Annotated in this window: 19 protein-coding genes; 7 read left to right on the top strand and 12 right to left on the bottom strand. The window is 37.7% G+C overall.

Translation table 11 applies throughout. The features are described 5' to 3' along the window. Nucleotides 1-12: 12 nt before the first annotated feature. Complete coding sequence (locus tag CWR45_RS19620; RefSeq protein WP_147294828.1) at nucleotides 13-201, top strand: hypothetical protein; 189 nt, start codon at nucleotides 13-15, stop codon at nucleotides 199-201. Here the strand turns inward: CWR45_RS19620 and CWR45_RS06605 are convergent. From CWR45_RS06605 to CWR45_RS06580, 7 genes are all read right to left on the bottom strand, one after another. Then, complete coding sequence (locus tag CWR45_RS06605; protein WP_245975380.1) at nucleotides 181-1,143, bottom strand: NERD domain-containing protein; 963 nt, start codon at nucleotides 1,141-1,143, stop codon at nucleotides 181-183. The two genes, CWR45_RS19620 and CWR45_RS06605, sit on opposite strands and share 21 nt — an antisense overlap. A gap of 255 nt (nucleotides 1,144-1,398) precedes the next feature. After that, nucleotides 1,399-1,953, bottom strand: a complete 555-nt coding sequence (locus tag CWR45_RS06600; RefSeq protein WP_115749082.1) for an SLOG family protein — start codon at nucleotides 1,951-1,953, stop codon at nucleotides 1,399-1,401. Between the two features lie 118 nt (nucleotides 1,954-2,071). Then, on the bottom strand, nucleotides 2,072-2,590 hold the full coding sequence (locus CWR45_RS06595) for a spore coat protein (protein WP_115749081.1): 519 nt from the start codon (nucleotides 2,588-2,590) through the stop codon (nucleotides 2,072-2,074). A gap of 83 nt (nucleotides 2,591-2,673) precedes the next feature. Beyond that, the gene (locus tag CWR45_RS19760; protein ID WP_170138809.1) at nucleotides 2,674-2,847 is read right to left on the bottom strand and encodes a hypothetical protein; all 174 of its coding nucleotides are present in this window, start codon (nucleotides 2,845-2,847) and stop codon (nucleotides 2,674-2,676) included. A gap of 122 nt (nucleotides 2,848-2,969) precedes the next feature. After that, entirely contained in the window at nucleotides 2,970-3,746 is a 777-nt protein-coding gene (locus tag CWR45_RS06590; RefSeq protein WP_342770084.1) for an ABC transporter permease, read from the bottom strand. Then, nucleotides 3,721-4,704 carry an ABC transporter ATP-binding protein gene (locus CWR45_RS06585; RefSeq protein ID WP_115749080.1) on the bottom strand — a complete coding sequence of 328 codons (984 nt, stop codon included), beginning with the start codon at nucleotides 4,702-4,704 and terminating at the stop codon, nucleotides 3,721-3,723. Before CWR45_RS06585 ends, CWR45_RS06590 begins: the two co-directional genes overlap by 26 nt. 392 nt (nucleotides 4,705-5,096) lie before the next feature. Beyond that, nucleotides 5,097-5,846 carry a PIG-L family deacetylase gene (locus CWR45_RS06580; RefSeq protein ID WP_115749079.1) on the bottom strand — a complete coding sequence of 250 codons (750 nt, stop codon included), beginning with the start codon at nucleotides 5,844-5,846 and terminating at the stop codon, nucleotides 5,097-5,099. Nucleotides 5,847-6,299: 453 nt separating this feature from the next. On the opposite strand from CWR45_RS06580, the gene CWR45_RS06575 reads away from it, so the two are divergent. Together CWR45_RS06575 and yidC are read left to right on the top strand one after the other, a co-directional pair. Further along, a complete protein-coding gene (locus CWR45_RS06575) occupies nucleotides 6,300-6,680 on the top strand; it encodes a hypothetical protein (protein ID WP_115749078.1) in 381 nt (126 codons plus the stop codon). Next, complete coding sequence (gene yidC, locus CWR45_RS06570) at nucleotides 6,617-7,414, top strand: membrane protein insertase YidC (RefSeq protein WP_115749077.1); 798 nt, start codon at nucleotides 6,617-6,619, stop codon at nucleotides 7,412-7,414. The genes CWR45_RS06575 and yidC overlap by 64 nt, the downstream gene beginning before the upstream one ends. 205 nt (nucleotides 7,415-7,619) lie before the next feature. Here yidC and mscL read toward each other — a convergent pair whose 3' ends face one another. Together mscL and CWR45_RS06560 are read right to left on the bottom strand one after the other, a co-directional pair. After that, nucleotides 7,620-8,000, bottom strand: coding sequence for a large conductance mechanosensitive channel protein MscL (mscL, locus tag CWR45_RS06565; protein ID WP_115749076.1), 381 nt, complete (start codon nucleotides 7,998-8,000; stop codon nucleotides 7,620-7,622). A 131-nt stretch (nucleotides 8,001-8,131) separates the two neighbouring features. Beyond that, complete coding sequence (locus CWR45_RS06560) at nucleotides 8,132-8,284, bottom strand: small acid-soluble spore protein P (RefSeq protein WP_115749075.1); 153 nt, start codon at nucleotides 8,282-8,284, stop codon at nucleotides 8,132-8,134. Nucleotides 8,285-8,610: 326 nt separating this feature from the next. On the opposite strand from CWR45_RS06560, the gene CWR45_RS06555 reads away from it, so the two are divergent. Continuing rightward, on the top strand, nucleotides 8,611-8,811 hold the full coding sequence (locus CWR45_RS06555; protein ID WP_114915836.1) for a cold-shock protein: 201 nt from the start codon (nucleotides 8,611-8,613) through the stop codon (nucleotides 8,809-8,811). 210 nt (nucleotides 8,812-9,021) lie between these two features. Here CWR45_RS06555 and CWR45_RS06550 read toward each other — a convergent pair whose 3' ends face one another. Continuing rightward, nucleotides 9,022-9,951, bottom strand: coding sequence for a manganese-dependent inorganic pyrophosphatase (locus tag CWR45_RS06550; protein ID WP_115749074.1), 930 nt, complete (start codon nucleotides 9,949-9,951; stop codon nucleotides 9,022-9,024). Between the two features lie 101 nt (nucleotides 9,952-10,052). Next, a complete protein-coding gene (locus CWR45_RS06545; protein ID WP_115749073.1) occupies nucleotides 10,053-10,610 on the bottom strand; it encodes a hypothetical protein in 558 nt (185 codons plus the stop codon). A gap of 216 nt (nucleotides 10,611-10,826) precedes the next feature. On the opposite strand from CWR45_RS06545, the gene CWR45_RS06540 reads away from it, so the two are divergent. The 3 genes from CWR45_RS06540 (at nucleotide 10,827) to CWR45_RS06530 (ending at nucleotide 13,315) form a co-directional block, all read left to right on the top strand. Then, nucleotides 10,827-11,282 (top strand): DinB family protein, encoded by a 456-nt coding sequence (locus CWR45_RS06540; protein ID WP_115749072.1) that lies wholly within the window; start codon nucleotides 10,827-10,829, stop codon nucleotides 11,280-11,282. A gap of 1 nt (nucleotide 11,283) precedes the next feature. Next, nucleotides 11,284-12,399 (top strand): NAD(P)/FAD-dependent oxidoreductase, encoded by a 1,116-nt coding sequence (locus CWR45_RS06535; protein WP_115749071.1) that lies wholly within the window; start codon nucleotides 11,284-11,286, stop codon nucleotides 12,397-12,399. Nucleotides 12,400-12,760: 361 nt separating this feature from the next. After that, nucleotides 12,761-13,315 carry a hypothetical protein gene (locus CWR45_RS06530; protein ID WP_115749070.1) on the top strand — a complete coding sequence of 185 codons (555 nt, stop codon included), beginning with the start codon at nucleotides 12,761-12,763 and terminating at the stop codon, nucleotides 13,313-13,315. Between the two features lie 163 nt (nucleotides 13,316-13,478). Here CWR45_RS06530 and CWR45_RS06525 read toward each other — a convergent pair whose 3' ends face one another. Continuing rightward, nucleotides 13,479-14,945, bottom strand: a complete 1,467-nt coding sequence (locus CWR45_RS06525; protein WP_115749069.1) for a SulP family inorganic anion transporter — start codon at nucleotides 14,943-14,945, stop codon at nucleotides 13,479-13,481. Nucleotides 14,946-14,950 lie beyond the last annotated feature (5 nt).

The following is a 14,950-nucleotide window of genomic DNA, read 5'->3' as shown; positions in this document are numbered from 1 at the left end:
TAATTAATGTAAATGCGACGGTTGCGTGAAGGAATCTCAACTATCAGCAGTATTTTGTCGAATATCGGCGTGAATGAGGCGGATATCGGCGACTTTGACCATTATATCGGCGTGTTCACTGAATATATCGGCGTATTTTCAAATATATCGGTATTTGACATTATCCAACCAATATCACCACTAATTATTGTTGCCAATTAAATACTTACGGCCTTTGTTTTTCCCAATTTGATCAAAGTTTTCATTCTTTAATAGTCCTTTAACCATATTATCTGATTTCATCTGCAGAAAATCCCTTGCCTGCTGATTGCTAACTCGTTCACTTATCAATAATGCATAATCTTCAAGTGCATTCCGGTGTGCTATTTTGGAAACTGTATTGCAATAGCTGCATACCCACTTGCCTGCTCTCCACTGCATTGGTACTGCATTACATTCAGGGCAAAAAACACCCTTAATCAGTTCCTCATAGGAAACGTTATATTTTCCCAAAACATTTTCGTCTTCAGGACTATGTGCACTGACCAATTGGGATGACAGATTCTTTAACTGTTCCTCCGACAAACAAACCGTTTGATATTTTCGTTCTATTTCAGTTATTTTAGTGAGAATTCTTTCCGTCCGCATGACAGTGTCTGAGATTGTTTTATCATTAACTAAATTTCTAAGAATTGTACTCGTCCCACTATAAGCTACAATTTTTTCAATTGGGATTGGCATTTTTGAAAAGCCACCTTCTCTTAGCCACTGCAGTAAACGCAAATGCTGCAAATTAACTTGTTCAATTGGATTTGTAAATATGTCCACCTTTTCATCTGTGGAACGAATTGCCTGCCCCATATCATCAAAGGAAATTGTGCCATAAATATTCTTTGCTTCAATAATTAGTATGAATTTGCTTGTGAGAATAAGTGCATCCATTTGAAAATAGCCGTTATTATCAGGAATTCGCAGGTGGTAAAAAATTAAATTATCGTCATGTGGTAGAAAGCTGAGAGGATATTCAAGGCCAAGCTCACCATTATATCCAGCGCGCATATTTTTGGCACTGATATTAGCTATTTCTTTTTTTGGATGAGTAGAGGGCATTCTGCGGTTTAGTGCTTCTGTTTGAAGAAGATTCCTGGGGACCTTGAGCGGCATTACAATCAATAATTTGCACAACCTTTCTATATTAAATTATTCGTCATACAATACATTCGTTATCATACATGCCAACTCCTGCTTAGAAGGAAAAACAGGGCTTATTTTGTCGAATATCGGCGTGAATGAGGCGGATATCAGCGCCTTTGACCATTATATCGGCGTGTTCACTGAATTTATCGGCGTATTTTCAAATATATCGGTATTTCCGCACTCGTCCGCTTGCCCAAGGTCACACAAGCTCTGCAAATTTAGTCAGCTCCAATAATCCGGATCCGCCATTCGCATTTCTTCTACTATATCTTCTAAATCCATTGGCGTTATTAAGAAGATTGGATAATTCGCTTCTGCCTGTTTGGCAATGTCATAAAAATATTTCGTACTCCCTGGAAATTGATCATCCATTAGGATTAGGCAGCCATCGCTTTTTTCAATAAGCCACATATTTTTCGCTCTAAATTGATATGGCGCTTTATAATCGCCGTTATAAATTGGTTGGTAAAAATCTGCAATCATTGTCAGCTCTTCGTATTTAAATTTTAACGCTTCTGGCCAGCGATTGTCCTGATTCTCAAATGGTGGAAAGATACCGAGATTGATATCATATGTTTCCTTCAAATCGAGAACGACCTCTGCTGTCCATAATTCGACACCCATTTGTCCGGAAACAAGCACCCACTCGAGTCCTTCCTCAATAAAACCGATTAACCGTTTTTCAATCGATTTCTTAATAATTTGTACTTTGGGATCATCTTCTTTAAAGATACCTAATTCTGTTGATTTGTATCCTGTCACCGTTAATATTTTCATTTGTAATCACCGTTTCAAAGAATAATTCACTCCATACCATTATATACCCTTTCATTCTTGTATCAAATAGAAAAAGCCGACAATACACATGTCAGCTCCTCTATCATTAGTTTTTATTTTACCATTTATGGTGAGATGGATTACCACCACAACCACACTTGCAGCCCTTATGCGGTCCAAAACCTGGCTGCATTGCACCCGCCACTTGACCTCCTGGACCAAACGGCATATTTGCACCTGGCATCATCGCTCCTGCCACTTGACCTCCTGGACCATAGCCTGGCATCATCGCTCCTGCTACTTGACCTCCTGGACCATAGCCTGGCATCATCGCACCTGCTACTTGACCTCCCGGACCATAACCTGGCATCATCGCTCCTGCTACTTGACCAGGTGATGGCACTTCAAACGAACCACCATATTGATCCACACTGTTAGTTGTATTTTGCACAGATGTTGAATGCGGAAATACATGATTATTCTTCACTAAATGGTGATTCATAATCGTAGTATGGGAAGGATGCACTTGATTTACTACACTTTCAGAACAATTTTCAATACAATTAAACTTTGTAGGATGGACAATTGTCTTTTGACAAGTATGACATCTACAATGTCTTCCATGGCGAAACCTCATTTGATTATCCCCTTTCTATTATAGGTTCACTATTAACCTATGACAGTTACCATGGGGATGCATGTGCAGCTACCTATTTTCAATTAAGTTTCCATTGCAAATTTCAGTTCATAATTCAAAAGAATTTCAATTTCCCCCGTGTTATCAGGATGGAATGTATGTGCTGATTGTTCCAACCAAATAAACTTCTTACCCTTTTCTGCAACAATTGCTTCAAAATAAACTTCGACTAATTGTCCATGAGTGTGAAAGCACATGTAGGCACACCAGCCGCCCCCGGAAAGCGCAATGTATTTCCGCAGTGGTTGGCCAGGAAGCAATTACTTTCCTAACTAGTTCGCACTTTATTTATTAATAGTAACAAACTCATGAAACATTATTAATAGTGCGCAAGCAACCCTTTCTTCATCGCAACTCGTTCACAAAGCAAGAAGATACCTAGACCAATAAAAAAATAAAATACAGCATTAAATCCTAATATCATGAAATCTTCCATTCTAATTTGGCTCAATGTAACGCCATCAATCATGACAGCCCGCACTAAATCCACCCCTTTTACAAAGGGAAAATAAGCTAAGAACGGTGCAACAGTCAACGGAACAAAGGTTAATCCTGCTAGAATAAACTGTAATATTTGCAGGAATGCCTGAATTTGTTTCAAAACGACCGACAATCCAGCAATAATAAATCCAAGGCCAAACATACTAATTAAGGTCAAGATTAATATTGGCAATATCGTGATAATGTCGATATTTAGCCATTGGCCAGTCGTCAGCATCGATAAATATAGTAATGCAACAATAATCAAAAAGCTCACAATCGTAGAGGATATCAACCTTGCGAGCATAATGCGCCAAATCCCCATCGGTGACATACTTAATTGTTCAAGCGTTCCCTGTGTCGCTTCATTTGTAATTTGCCAGCCAATCGCATTCACGACAATCATTGCTAAATACCAGAAAATATAGTTTACAATCACAAATTGAACATTTGAATCCTGTGTTGTTGGGTCACCAATTAATTGAATCCCAGCAAACATACCAATAAAGATAATATAAAACGTAAGCAGCATTGCGATTGTATTCGGTAAGTACCGCTTATACTCGATATATTCCATACGAATGTTTGCTTTAAGAAGATTGAACCCTTGCATCATCCATTTCCCCCTTTACAATTTTCATGAATATTTCTTCAAAATTAATCGACTTGCGATCAATTGATTCAACCGGCGTCTCTTCTAACTTAAAAATATCAAATAAATCATAGATTGCTTCGCTTTTTTCAAGATCCACACCAACTGAAGATTGATTAATATCTTCCTTATACTCTGCTCCTGGAAACGTAAGCTTCAGTAATTTCTGCTGTTTTTCACTTAATACCCCACCAAGCGTTATCGTATAGGCGCGAACTTCAAACAATCGTAATAAATTATCTACCTTATCATCTGTGACAATCTTTCCTCCATTAATAATCACGGTCCGTTCACAAATGTCCTGAATGACATCCATATCATGGGAGCTAATAATAATCGTTCGGTTATAGTCATTCGCGATACTTCGGAGTAAATCACGTACCTCATAACTTGTTTCGACATCAAGTCCAAGTGTCGGTTCGTCTAGCAGTATTACGTCACTATCTGCTAACATCGCTACTGCGATTGCAAGTTTCTGCTGCATTCCTCGTGAAAGACGATTGACAAGTTCTGATGCTTTCTCCTGTAAACGAAACGTTTCTAATAATTCGTCGACCTGTTGTGCGACCTCTTTCCTTGAAGCGCCACGATTTCCAGCAAAATATTCTAGGTTCTCCCTAACAGTCAAGCGCCAATATAAATTCCGATTTCCTTCCAGTACTGCACTAATATGGCGTAGTGCTTTCAAACGTTTCTCTTGATTGTTAATTCCATTAATTGTAATCGTCCCAGAATCTGGAATAAGCAAACCACATATCATTTTAATTGTCGTTGTTTTCCCTGCCCCATTTGGTCCAAGGAGACCGACAATCTCTCCCTGATTAACTTTGAAAGATACATCTGTGACCGCATGAATATATTCCTTTGACTTCCGCTTTCGATAAGACTTCTTAAGATTCTGAACTTCAATAATAGTTTCCACCCTATCCATCCCTTTCTATCCCAAGCTACTTCCAATCTTATATTGAAACAGAATTAACCTCTACATTCCGTAGAACGAAAAATTCTCAGTCTAGAGGCTGAGCGGAAATTTCTTGAAATTGAACACTGAAGTGCTTAAGATTACTGATTCCTAAGTCCAATATTGACCCAAAAGAAGCATTTATCAAATCCATGAAAAAATGCAGCAAATTATGAAGCGGCGACAACGACGATTAGCGTGGAGGCAGCTCTCCACGATTTACGGAAGAAGAGGAGGTGTTGTAAGACATCATCAACGGCGGAGAATTTGAAGCAAGAAGTAGAGTTGATGCTACAAACGGAAAGCGATATTACTGGAGCGTTTATCCCAACAAATAAAAACACGCCAAATGGTCACTGTTTCAATTTGTAATTCGGCTTATGGTATTTGCTTTCAGGAGTAGACAGTAAATATTTCATGGAACCTGGAACGGACGTGTAGCCAATCGCGTAATATCCCTTGCTTGGATTCCACGTGTTATAGGACTTAACGCCAGCTACCAATTTCGGTTTGAATGCTTTGTTGTATTTATCGTACGTAATCATTTTATACTTTGATTTAAACTGCGAGGATTTAAGATAAAACCGCACGTCTTTTACTTCCCCGTTATTATACATCTCCTGCAATGCTTTTCCAGCGTTCGCGTGGTCTGCATGCGCATCATAGTAAGACATCGTTTTAAACCTTGCCTTCAGGTATTTTTTCTGGATTTCCTTTACCATTTTTTTCACGTCACCAACTTTCAGTTTCCCGTCTACGTAGTTATAAAAATGCAAGTTTTTTTCTGGAACGCCAAGGGCTTTTGCACTTGCTTTAAATTCTTTTGTCCTTGCTGCACTAAACTCTTTTTTTGTAAGATTTTTTTTTAGCTTTTTATTGACACTTTTAATCGCTGCACTGCTTTGCCCATCTGTCATGAGCACAAGATGAACATCGTGTCCTACTTCCAAATGCCTTAGGATGCTAACACCAAATGTCAAAAGCTCATCATCCTGATGTGGCACGAGGTAAAACGTTGAACCCGCGTTTGCTGATACTGAAACTGGAAGAACCATTGCCAAGCATAAGATGACAGATAAAAAAACAGTCCTTATTATTTTCATATTAACTTAACCCCCCTAATTATTTATGAAGTATTTTCTTCATTATTCCGTTCTCGGAGGGATTATAGCGCTGTTTTTTTATCTTATACTGTCGTCGGTTTACTTAAGCAGTCAGGAATAATGCATGCATTTTCACAGGGGAAACATAGTAAAAATAATGAGATTCATGGCTTATTTTTCCGTAAACAACCATCCTGTTTTGTCCAGGAAAGGTTACTATGCATGACTTGCGTTCTTTTGCTTCTTTATTTCGGATGCTGCCACAATTTCAAAGTCCTAGGTAGGTTCGATATGTTTCCTCCCCATAAACAGAAATTATTTAATTCTCGTTCCGAGTTGGATCTCCTAATCTTTCGCGTTATAATAATTTATATAAAACTTGAAACATTTAAAGTCATTAAAACGTATGAACAAAATGAACACTAATTTTAGATTTAAAGGAGGTGAATACAGATGTTTCTAGAATTGCTAAATGAGCTATTGAGTGATTTTTCACCAATCTATCTATACTTAAGCTTTCTATTGTCCGTCGTTTATTTTGATTATATTCAACTAGATTTTCGCTGTAGCATTGATAAGAACCATGCGTTTATTCGAAGGAGTCACGCATTAAAGGTAGATTCGCTTCCGATTCAGCAACCAATCTCAGGTGCTATCGAGATCCATAATTGGCTGACGAATAAAACGAAACGAATCGAAATCCCTGACGATGATAACGATGCACATTCCAACTCGACTTTTTCAATAGATAAAAATCGAGGAGGACAAAAATGGAAAAAACATCTGTATTCACGTTCTTTAAAAAATATAAAATTGGATTTCTGCTCCTGTTAATTGTATTTCTAGCAGGGTGTCAAGGCGCAGTAAATGAACCGATTGATGCGAACACAACTGGCTGGTTTGATCATTACTTTGTCTATACATTTTCACGGTTAATTAAAGGAATCGCTGGTGTATTCAATGACAATTATGGTTTATCAATCATCATTATTACATTAATTATCCGTCTCGCACTAATGCCATTCTTATTAAAACAAACGAAGAGCAGCATGCAAATGCGTGAGAAAATGAGTGTCATCAAACCAGAAATGGATGCACTTAAACAGAAATATGAAAATAAAAAAGATACTGCATCACAAACGAAAATGCAGCAAGAAATGATGCAAATTTATCAAAAGCATAATATGAATCTTCTTGCATCACTTACCGGATGTTTACCAATGCTTATTCAATTTCCAATTCTCATCGCATTTTACTATGCGATTCGGAGAACGCCTGAAATTGCAACCCATTCTTTCTTATGGTTCGATTTAGGGCAAACGGACATTATGATGACTATCATAGCTGTGGTCGTTTATTACCTGCAATTCAAGGTTTCACAAAAGAGCATGGAGCCGCAAATGCGCAAACAAATGGCGTTCATGGGATTACTATCACCAATTATGATTGGCTTCATATCGCTTAACGCGCCGGCTGCATTACCATTATATTGGGCCGTTGGTGGAATCTTCATGATTATTCAAACGCTAATAGCGCAGAAGATGTATGCTCCGGGCCGGGAGGGATAAAAATTCATGACGGTTGCATTTAAGGTTTGGAGCTGTAACCTTCTATGTATATGTGAGCGCAAGGAATGAATGTGATTGGGGATCCAACTTTTTGCGAAATTGCTCTAACATAAAATAGTTGACCACTACATTACACTCAGTAGCTCGACGCACCGCCAACACCAAAAAACACTTCCAAATTAAATTTTGGAAGTGTTTTTTGATTTCATATATTTTTTTGGTTTTGCTCCTTTAATAAATCCCTAATTTCGGTAAGGAGTTGTTCCTGTGCATCGATTTCTTCCGCTACTTCCTCTTCTTTTCGTTTAAATTTATTTATAAAACGAATAGCAAGGAAAATAGCAAATGCAACGATTAGAAAATCTACAAATGATTGAATAAAATTACCATATAATACCTCTGCATCGCCAATCGAAAACTTCAGCCCAGTAAAATCGATGCCGCCCAGCAACATTCCAACTAACGGCGTAATGATATTTTCAACAAATGATGTGACGATTGCACCAAAAGCCGCTCCAATTACTACCCCGACAGCTAAATCGATAACATTTCCTTTAAACGCAAATTCTTTAAATGCTTGCCACATGCCTTAACATCCCTCTTTCTTAAAATATAATTCCCGATTAATTATACGTTAAACAAGTAAGATATGAGGGGATTTACTCAAATAAAAATAAGGAGCAATATCGGTATCGACTATGCTCCTATCCACAACTATTACAAGCCATGGCTTTTGTTCGTATTTTGTCTCGAATGATTTGCGTTTTTCACTTTTTTCGAACCACTTAATGGTTCACCATACGGTTGTTCAGGACTTTGAGGTAGATTTACACGTTCCTGTTGTTTTGGTCCTTTAGGTTTTCCTGCCATAATAATATATTCCTCCCTTCATTTCGATTTTAGTTTTCATCACTACACCATATTTATGCAAAGTTGCCACCCGAATTTAAATGCTAATCACCACAGTTTTTGTTAAAATTAGTATTATCTTATGACACTGATGCTTTTTCAAGAAACAAAAATTTTTTTTAATAAAAAGGGTATACTTTTTTGTACTTTGGTGCTATACTAAGAATAATTATTGTTGTTCGTGAGCGATACAAGATATAAGTTTTGACTTTTAAGTGATTATTCTTGATTATTATCTAGAACAAAAATAGTAATAAACGTGCAAACAGCACATGGAGGTTTTTTTAATGAGCAAGGGTACAGTAAAATGGTTTAACGCAGATAAAGGTTTCGGTTTCATCGAAGTTGAAGGTGGAGATGACGTATTCGTACATTTCTCAGCTATCCAAGGTGAAGGTTTCAAATCTTTAGACGAAGGTCAAGAAGTAACTTTCGATATCGAAGAAGGTAACCGTGGACCACAAGCAGCTAACGTTGTTAAAGCGTAAGCTCTTTAATAGAAAAAGACTTCTCATTTGAGAAGTCTTTTTTATTTTGCATTAATTATTAGAGGTACATCCGTTTCCCAGGTGATGTATATTTAGTGCCGTGATGTCATTTCTCATTGCTTCCCCCTGTTTATATCACATCATTCACTTGATATCTCTATACAAAAAAGGCCAAGGAAAGAATCATTCCCTCCTCAACCTTTACTTCACTTATTTAGTAAATTCAGTCGTCAATACTGTCACAATTTGTTTCTTACGTGACACAACACCTTTAAGTAATGCACGATTATTATCAAGCGTTACATTAAATGCATGCTCAACCTTGTCTCGACCGTTCCCTAATGCTAATGCTTCCGAATCATTGTTAATGATATCAGTTACTGCTAGCAAGAATAAATCAAGCCCTTTTTCATCAATCACTTTTGTAATTTCTGCTTCTAATTCTGCTTGGTTTTCATAAACCTTCGCAATATCTACTGCATTTACTTGCGCAATTTCAACTTTCGCGTCACCCATAGCAAATACTTTGGAATCTAAAGAAATAATATCTGCAGCTGTTTTATCACTTAAATCTGCACCAGCTTGCAGCATCTCTAAGCCATATGTTTCCAGCTCAATACCAGCAATTGCTGCTAACTCATGTGCTGCATCAACATCTTCTTTTGTGCATGTTGGTGATTTCAATAGTAGTGAATCAGAAATGATTGCAGAAACTAAAAGTCCAGCAACTTCTTTCGTAACTTCCACACCTTTTTCCTTAAACATTTTATTTAAGATTGTTGCCGTACAACCAACAGGTTCAGCACGGAAATAGATTGGATCCTTCGTTTCAAAATTAGCAATGCGGTGATGATCAATTACTTCTGCGATTCGAACGTCTTTGATATTATCAACGCTTTGCTGGAATTCATTGTGATCAACTAAAATTACTGCATCCACATCTGCTTCGACTTTTTCAATCAATTGTGGTGCTTCAACACCGAAATAATCTAGTGCAAATTGTGTCTCTTTATTCACAACACCCAGTCTTGCAGGCTCTGCAGTTTCACCAAGTTTATTTTTCAAATCAGCGTATGCAAGTGCTGAACAGATTGTATCTGTATCAGGGCTCTTATGCCCGAAAATTAAAGTTTTTGACATGTCCATATCTCCTTCTATGTATAGCATTTCACTATATAAGATTATCATACTTTCGACTAAAAAGAGTAATATTTTACATTACTTTTCCTAGTGTAGCTGCACTATTTATTGTACCATTCGATTATTTGTTTTCTTCTATCTAAGTTTTGTACTTCTTCTGGGTGAATGCCATTTAGATCAAGTACTTTCACGAACGGTTTTAGTGGCCCATCATAATCCTGCAATTTTACAATGCAATAGCCTTTTGTGATATATGGCGTGATTTCCAAAATAGCCTTATCTGCATATAACTCATAAATCTTTTCTTCTTCTGCTGCACTTATTTTCCACACCTCTGGTTTATCATTGCTGAAAACCTGAATACCTTCATTATTTTTCATTTGCTCGCCTGCCGTTATAATCGTTGGCGGCTCCTTGCGATTGATTGAGTCTAATAAACGAATTACTTCAGATATTCCAATCAATATCAATCCATTAAAAAATGCCGATGAAAATAAATATAAAAACTGGCTCCAGAAAAATTTATATTCCTCTCCACCATAGCCACCCATTTCATAGCTCAGCTGATATGAATTAATGATTGCAGTAATAGTACCAATAATGATTATTGTAATTCCTAAATAATACAATATGCTACCAATAATATTTTTCTCTTTCACCTTTATTTTTCCCCCTTATCTTATTTAATAATTCTGCATGAATATTTCATTTTCCTCTATAATAATGCAATTACTTTCAATGTTTAACAAAATAATTTATACTTTAGATTATATATTAGAAAACTTGGTAGTTACCAAGTTTTTAGGTAACTACCCTAGTTGCACTTATGTAGTAAGAAAGCTTATACTTTCTTAACTACCAAGGAGGAATCATAATTGTCAAGAAAACAATTTAATTTAACAAGAACGTCATTAATTACGTTTATTCAGGAGTTAAATGAAGATACAGCCGATATTCAGGCAAAATATTTTAATAATACAATTCGCTGGCACCTAGGCCATGTACTAGTTGTTACTGAAAAGTTACTATTTATGTATCCAAAAAAATCAGAGCATATCCCGAAAGAATATGCTGCATTATTTAGTTCGGGTACAAAGCCTGCAGATTGGACAACAACACCACCAACTCTGGAGGAGCTAACAAACTATCTATTAGACCAGCAAGAGAGAGTCAATCAGTTTGATGATCTATTTTGGAAAACGAATGTACCTTTCAAAGCACCATTCGGCCATATTGAAACATATGAAGATTTGCTGATTATGCTCGGGTTCCATGAAGCAGAGCATGCTGGAAAAATAAAAGCAATGAGACAAGTAGTGGAAGCACAGTAAAATGCATAAGAAAATAATTATCATTGGCAGCGGGATATTAGGTGCAAGTACTGCGTATTATTTAGCAATACAAGGTACCGAGGTCGTTATCATTGATAGAATGCAAGAGGGACAGGCAACAGACGCTGCTGCTGGAATTGTTTGTCCATGGATTTCACAAAGACGTAATAAAGCGTGGTACCATTTAGCCAAAAACGGGGCAAGTCTCTATCCAACTTTAATCGATCAGCTGGCAAAAGATGGTGAAATCGATACGGGTTACTCACGAGTTGGTGCGATTAGTTTACATACGGATGAAAAGAAATTAACTGCAATGCGAGACCGTGCATTAAAACGCCGGGAGGATGCACCTGAAATTGGGGATGTAACTATGTTAGATATAGAACAAACAAGAAGCCTGTTCCCTATTCTTTCAGATGCATATCATTCTGTTCATATTAGTGGCGCCGCACGTGTCGATGGCAGGAAATTAAGAGATTCATTACTTCGTGCTGCCTCAAAGCATGGTGCAACTACAATTACTGGTGATGCCAGTTTAGTAAAGGATGGGGCAAAGATTATCGGCGTTTCTGTTAATGATTCAATTATAGAAGCAGATACTGTTATCGCAGCAACTGGCGCTTGGATGAACGAATTATTTGAGCCGTTAGATATTACATTTGACGTTATTCCCCAGAAGGCGCAGATTATGCATGTCAAGCTTCCTAATACAGATACTTCAAAATGGCCTGTTGTAATGCCACCATCAAGTCAGTACATGCTGGCATTTAATGACAGAATTGTCATTGGTACAACACATGAAAATGATACCGGATTTGATCACCGTGTAACTGTCGGCGGTACTCATGAAATCGTTAGCCATGCAATGGAAATCGCACCCGGATTAAGTGATGCTGCCATACTTGAGACAAGGGTTGGTTTTCGACCATTTACACCAGGGTTTCTGCCAGTTATCGGCGCACTGCCTAATTATGATGGCCTATATCTCGCCAATGGACTCGGATCATCAGGACTTACGATGGGACCCTTTATTGGTAAGCAGCTAGCAAATCTTGCACTTGGTAATGAGCTTGAAATTGATTTATCTGATTATGATGTTGCAGGAGCAATTAAGTAATAATGTAAAGATGGACTATTTGGTCCATCTTTTTTTGTGGTAGGAAAGTTAAATTTTTGGTGATCGATGCCAGGTGTGTGTAAGGTTCTCTGCGAAAGGATTGTATATCGGCAAATACGTGGGTATATTGGCAGGAGAAAAGTTTTATTAGCGGGAGAGACGGGATATTAGCACGAAGATTATTTTTTCAGCAGGAGCGACAAAATTTCAGCACGAGATTTATTTTATCAGCAGGAGCAACGAGATTTCAGCACGAGAATTTTTTTATCTGCAGGTGCGACGGGATTTCAGCACGAGAATTTTTTTATCAGCAGGTGCGACTAGATTTCAGCACGAGATTTATTTTATCAGCAGGAGCAACGTGATTTCAGCACGTGGTTTTTTTTATCTGCAGGAGCGACAACATTTCAGCACGAGAATTATTTTATCAGCAAGAGCGACAACATTTCAGCACGAGTTTTTTTATCAGCAGGAGCGACAACATTTCAGCACGAGGTTTTTTTTATCTGCACGAGCGACTAGATTTCAGCACGTGGTTTTTTTTATCAGCAGGAGCGACGAGATTTCAGCACGAGATTTATTTTATCAGCAGGAGCAACGTGATTTCAGCACGAGGTTTTTTTTATCAGCAGGAGAGACAACATTTCAGCACGACAATTTTTTTATCAGCAGGAGAGACAACATTTCAGCACGAGATTTTTTTTATCAGCAGGTGCGACTAGATTTCAGCACGAGATTTATTTTATCAGCAGGTGCGACTAGATTTCAGCACGAGATTTATTTTATCAGCAGGAGCAACGTGATTTCAGCACGAGATTTATTTTATCAGCAGGAGCAACGTGATTTCAGCACGAGAATTTTTTTATCAGCAGGTGCGACTAGATTTCAGCACGAGAATTTTTTTATCAGCAGGTGATCCAAGATTTCAGCACGAAGATTATTTTATCACCAGGAGACCAAAGATTTCAGCACAAAGATAATTTTTTCAGCGGGAACACAGAGATATCATCACAAGTACAAAAGCATCACCTAAACAAAAAAGATTGCCTCAAACTCACATTCGAGACAATCTCATCATTTTACCTTGGTGTAACACCACTGATCCGATTTTTCAACTTCTGACTTTCTTCGTTCAATCCGGTAAATTGCACCGTGATACCATTTTGTGCAAACTTCATTTCAATTTTATCAAGAGCTCCTGTTGCGGATCCATCCCATAAATGTGCATGCGTTAAATCAATATCCACCTGCTTAACACGCTCAGCGAAATTAAATTGACTAATAAAATCACTGACGGAAGCGAAGAACAGCTGCCCCTCTACATGATACACTCGCTTCTCTGCTTTCGCATCCAGCACACTCTCTACCTTAACTTTCGAGATTTTCACTGCAAAGAAAATAGCACTCAGTAAGACTCCTGCAAGAACTCCTAAAGATAGATTATTCGTTGCAAGAACAATAGCGACAGTAATAATCATAACTGCTGCATCTGTCCTTGGCACCTTTAGAATATTCTTCACTGATGCCCAATCAAACGTACTGATTGATACCATAAACATCACACCTACTAGTGCTGCCATTGGGATTAGAATAACGAAATCACCTAGCACGACAATTAAGAACATTAAAAATGCACCAGCAACTAAGGTTGATAATCTGCCCCGACCACCAGATTTTACATTAATAACGGATTGGCCAATCATTGCACATCCTGCCATACCGCCGAAGAGACCAGAAACGATGTTTGCAATCCCTTGTCCACGTGCTTCCTTATTTTTATTACTTCCCGTATTTGTCATATCATCAAGTAAATTAGCTGTTAATAAGGACTCTATTAAACCAACTATCGCTAAAGATAAGGAATACGGTAAAATAATCATGAACGTTTCAAATGAAAACGGAATCTGCGGGAAGAGAAACACAGGTAATTGCTTCGATAAATCTCCCATATCACCAACATTACGAACGCCAATATCTCCGAATATAACGATAGCTGTTATAATAATAATCGCAACTAATGTTGAAGGAACAGCCTTTGTAATCAGTGGGAAAAGATAAATAATTACTAAGGTCAACCCCACAAGTGCATACATTACCCAGGATTCTCCGACAAAATGCTGTAATTGCGCAGTAAAGATAACAACTGCCAATGCATTCACAAAACCAATCATTACTGAACGTGGAACAAATTTAATATATTTCGCTAATTTAAAAATACCAATAAGAATCTGAATCAATCCTGTTAAAATGGTAGCTGCAAATAAATACTGAAGCCCATGCTCTGCTACTAAATTTACCATTAGCATTGCCATTGCACCAGTTGCTGCTGAAATCATCCCTGGTCGTCCGCCTACAAAGGCAATCACAATTGCGATACAAAATGAGGCATACAATCCGACCATTGGATCTACTCCAGCTATAATTGAAAAGGCGATAGCTTCTGGAATTAGTGCTAAAGCTACTACAATTCCAGCCAAAATATCACCTTTCACATTTCCAAACCATTCCTGCTTTAATTGTTCTACTTTCAACTGTATTTTCTCCATTTCTT

This window comes from Oceanobacillus chungangensis, from assembly GCF_003369565.1.
Lineage (GTDB): Bacteria > Bacillota > Bacilli > Bacillales > Amphibacillaceae > Oceanobacillus > Oceanobacillus chungangensis.
The sequence above is the reverse complement of the archived record's forward strand: the minus strand, read 5'-3'. Positions and strand labels throughout refer to the sequence as shown.

Excerpts from the sequence above, each read along its gene's own strand:
- CWR45_RS19620 (WP_147294828.1), top strand. The coding sequence starts at position 13 with ATGCGACGGTTGCGTGAAGGAATCTCAACTATCAGCAGTATTTTGTCG.
- CWR45_RS06605 (WP_245975380.1), bottom strand. The coding sequence starts at position 1,143 with ATGCCGCTCAAGGTCCCCAGGAATCTTCTTCAAACAGAAGCACTAAAC.
- CWR45_RS06600 (WP_115749082.1), bottom strand. The coding sequence starts at position 1,953 with ATGAAAATATTAACGGTGACAGGATACAAATCAACAGAATTAGGTATC.
- CWR45_RS06595 (WP_115749081.1), bottom strand. The coding sequence starts at position 2,590 with ATGAGGTTTCGCCATGGAAGACATTGTAGATGTCATACTTGTCAAAAG.
- CWR45_RS19760 (WP_170138809.1), bottom strand. The coding sequence starts at position 2,847 with ATGTGCTTTCACACTCATGGACAATTAGTCGAAGTTTATTTTGAAGCA.
- CWR45_RS06590 (WP_342770084.1), bottom strand. The coding sequence starts at position 3,746 with ATGATGCAAGGGTTCAATCTTCTTAAAGCAAACATTCGTATGGAATAT.
- CWR45_RS06580 (WP_115749079.1), bottom strand. The coding sequence starts at position 5,846 with ATGAAAATAATAAGGACTGTTTTTTTATCTGTCATCTTATGCTTGGCA.
- CWR45_RS06575 (WP_115749078.1), top strand. The coding sequence starts at position 6,300 with ATGTTTCTAGAATTGCTAAATGAGCTATTGAGTGATTTTTCACCAATC.
- yidC (WP_115749077.1), top strand. The coding sequence starts at position 6,617 with ATGGAAAAAACATCTGTATTCACGTTCTTTAAAAAATATAAAATTGGA.
- mscL (WP_115749076.1), bottom strand. The coding sequence starts at position 8,000 with ATGTGGCAAGCATTTAAAGAATTTGCGTTTAAAGGAAATGTTATCGAT.
- CWR45_RS06560 (WP_115749075.1), bottom strand. The coding sequence starts at position 8,284 with ATGGCAGGAAAACCTAAAGGACCAAAACAACAGGAACGTGTAAATCTA.
- CWR45_RS06555 (WP_114915836.1), top strand. The coding sequence starts at position 8,611 with ATGAGCAAGGGTACAGTAAAATGGTTTAACGCAGATAAAGGTTTCGGT.
- CWR45_RS06550 (WP_115749074.1), bottom strand. The coding sequence starts at position 9,951 with ATGTCAAAAACTTTAATTTTCGGGCATAAGAGCCCTGATACAGATACA.
- CWR45_RS06535 (WP_115749071.1), top strand. The coding sequence starts at position 11,284 with ATGCATAAGAAAATAATTATCATTGGCAGCGGGATATTAGGTGCAAGT.
- CWR45_RS06525 (WP_115749069.1), bottom strand. The coding sequence starts at position 14,945 with ATGGAGAAAATACAGTTGAAAGTAGAACAATTAAAGCAGGAATGGTTT.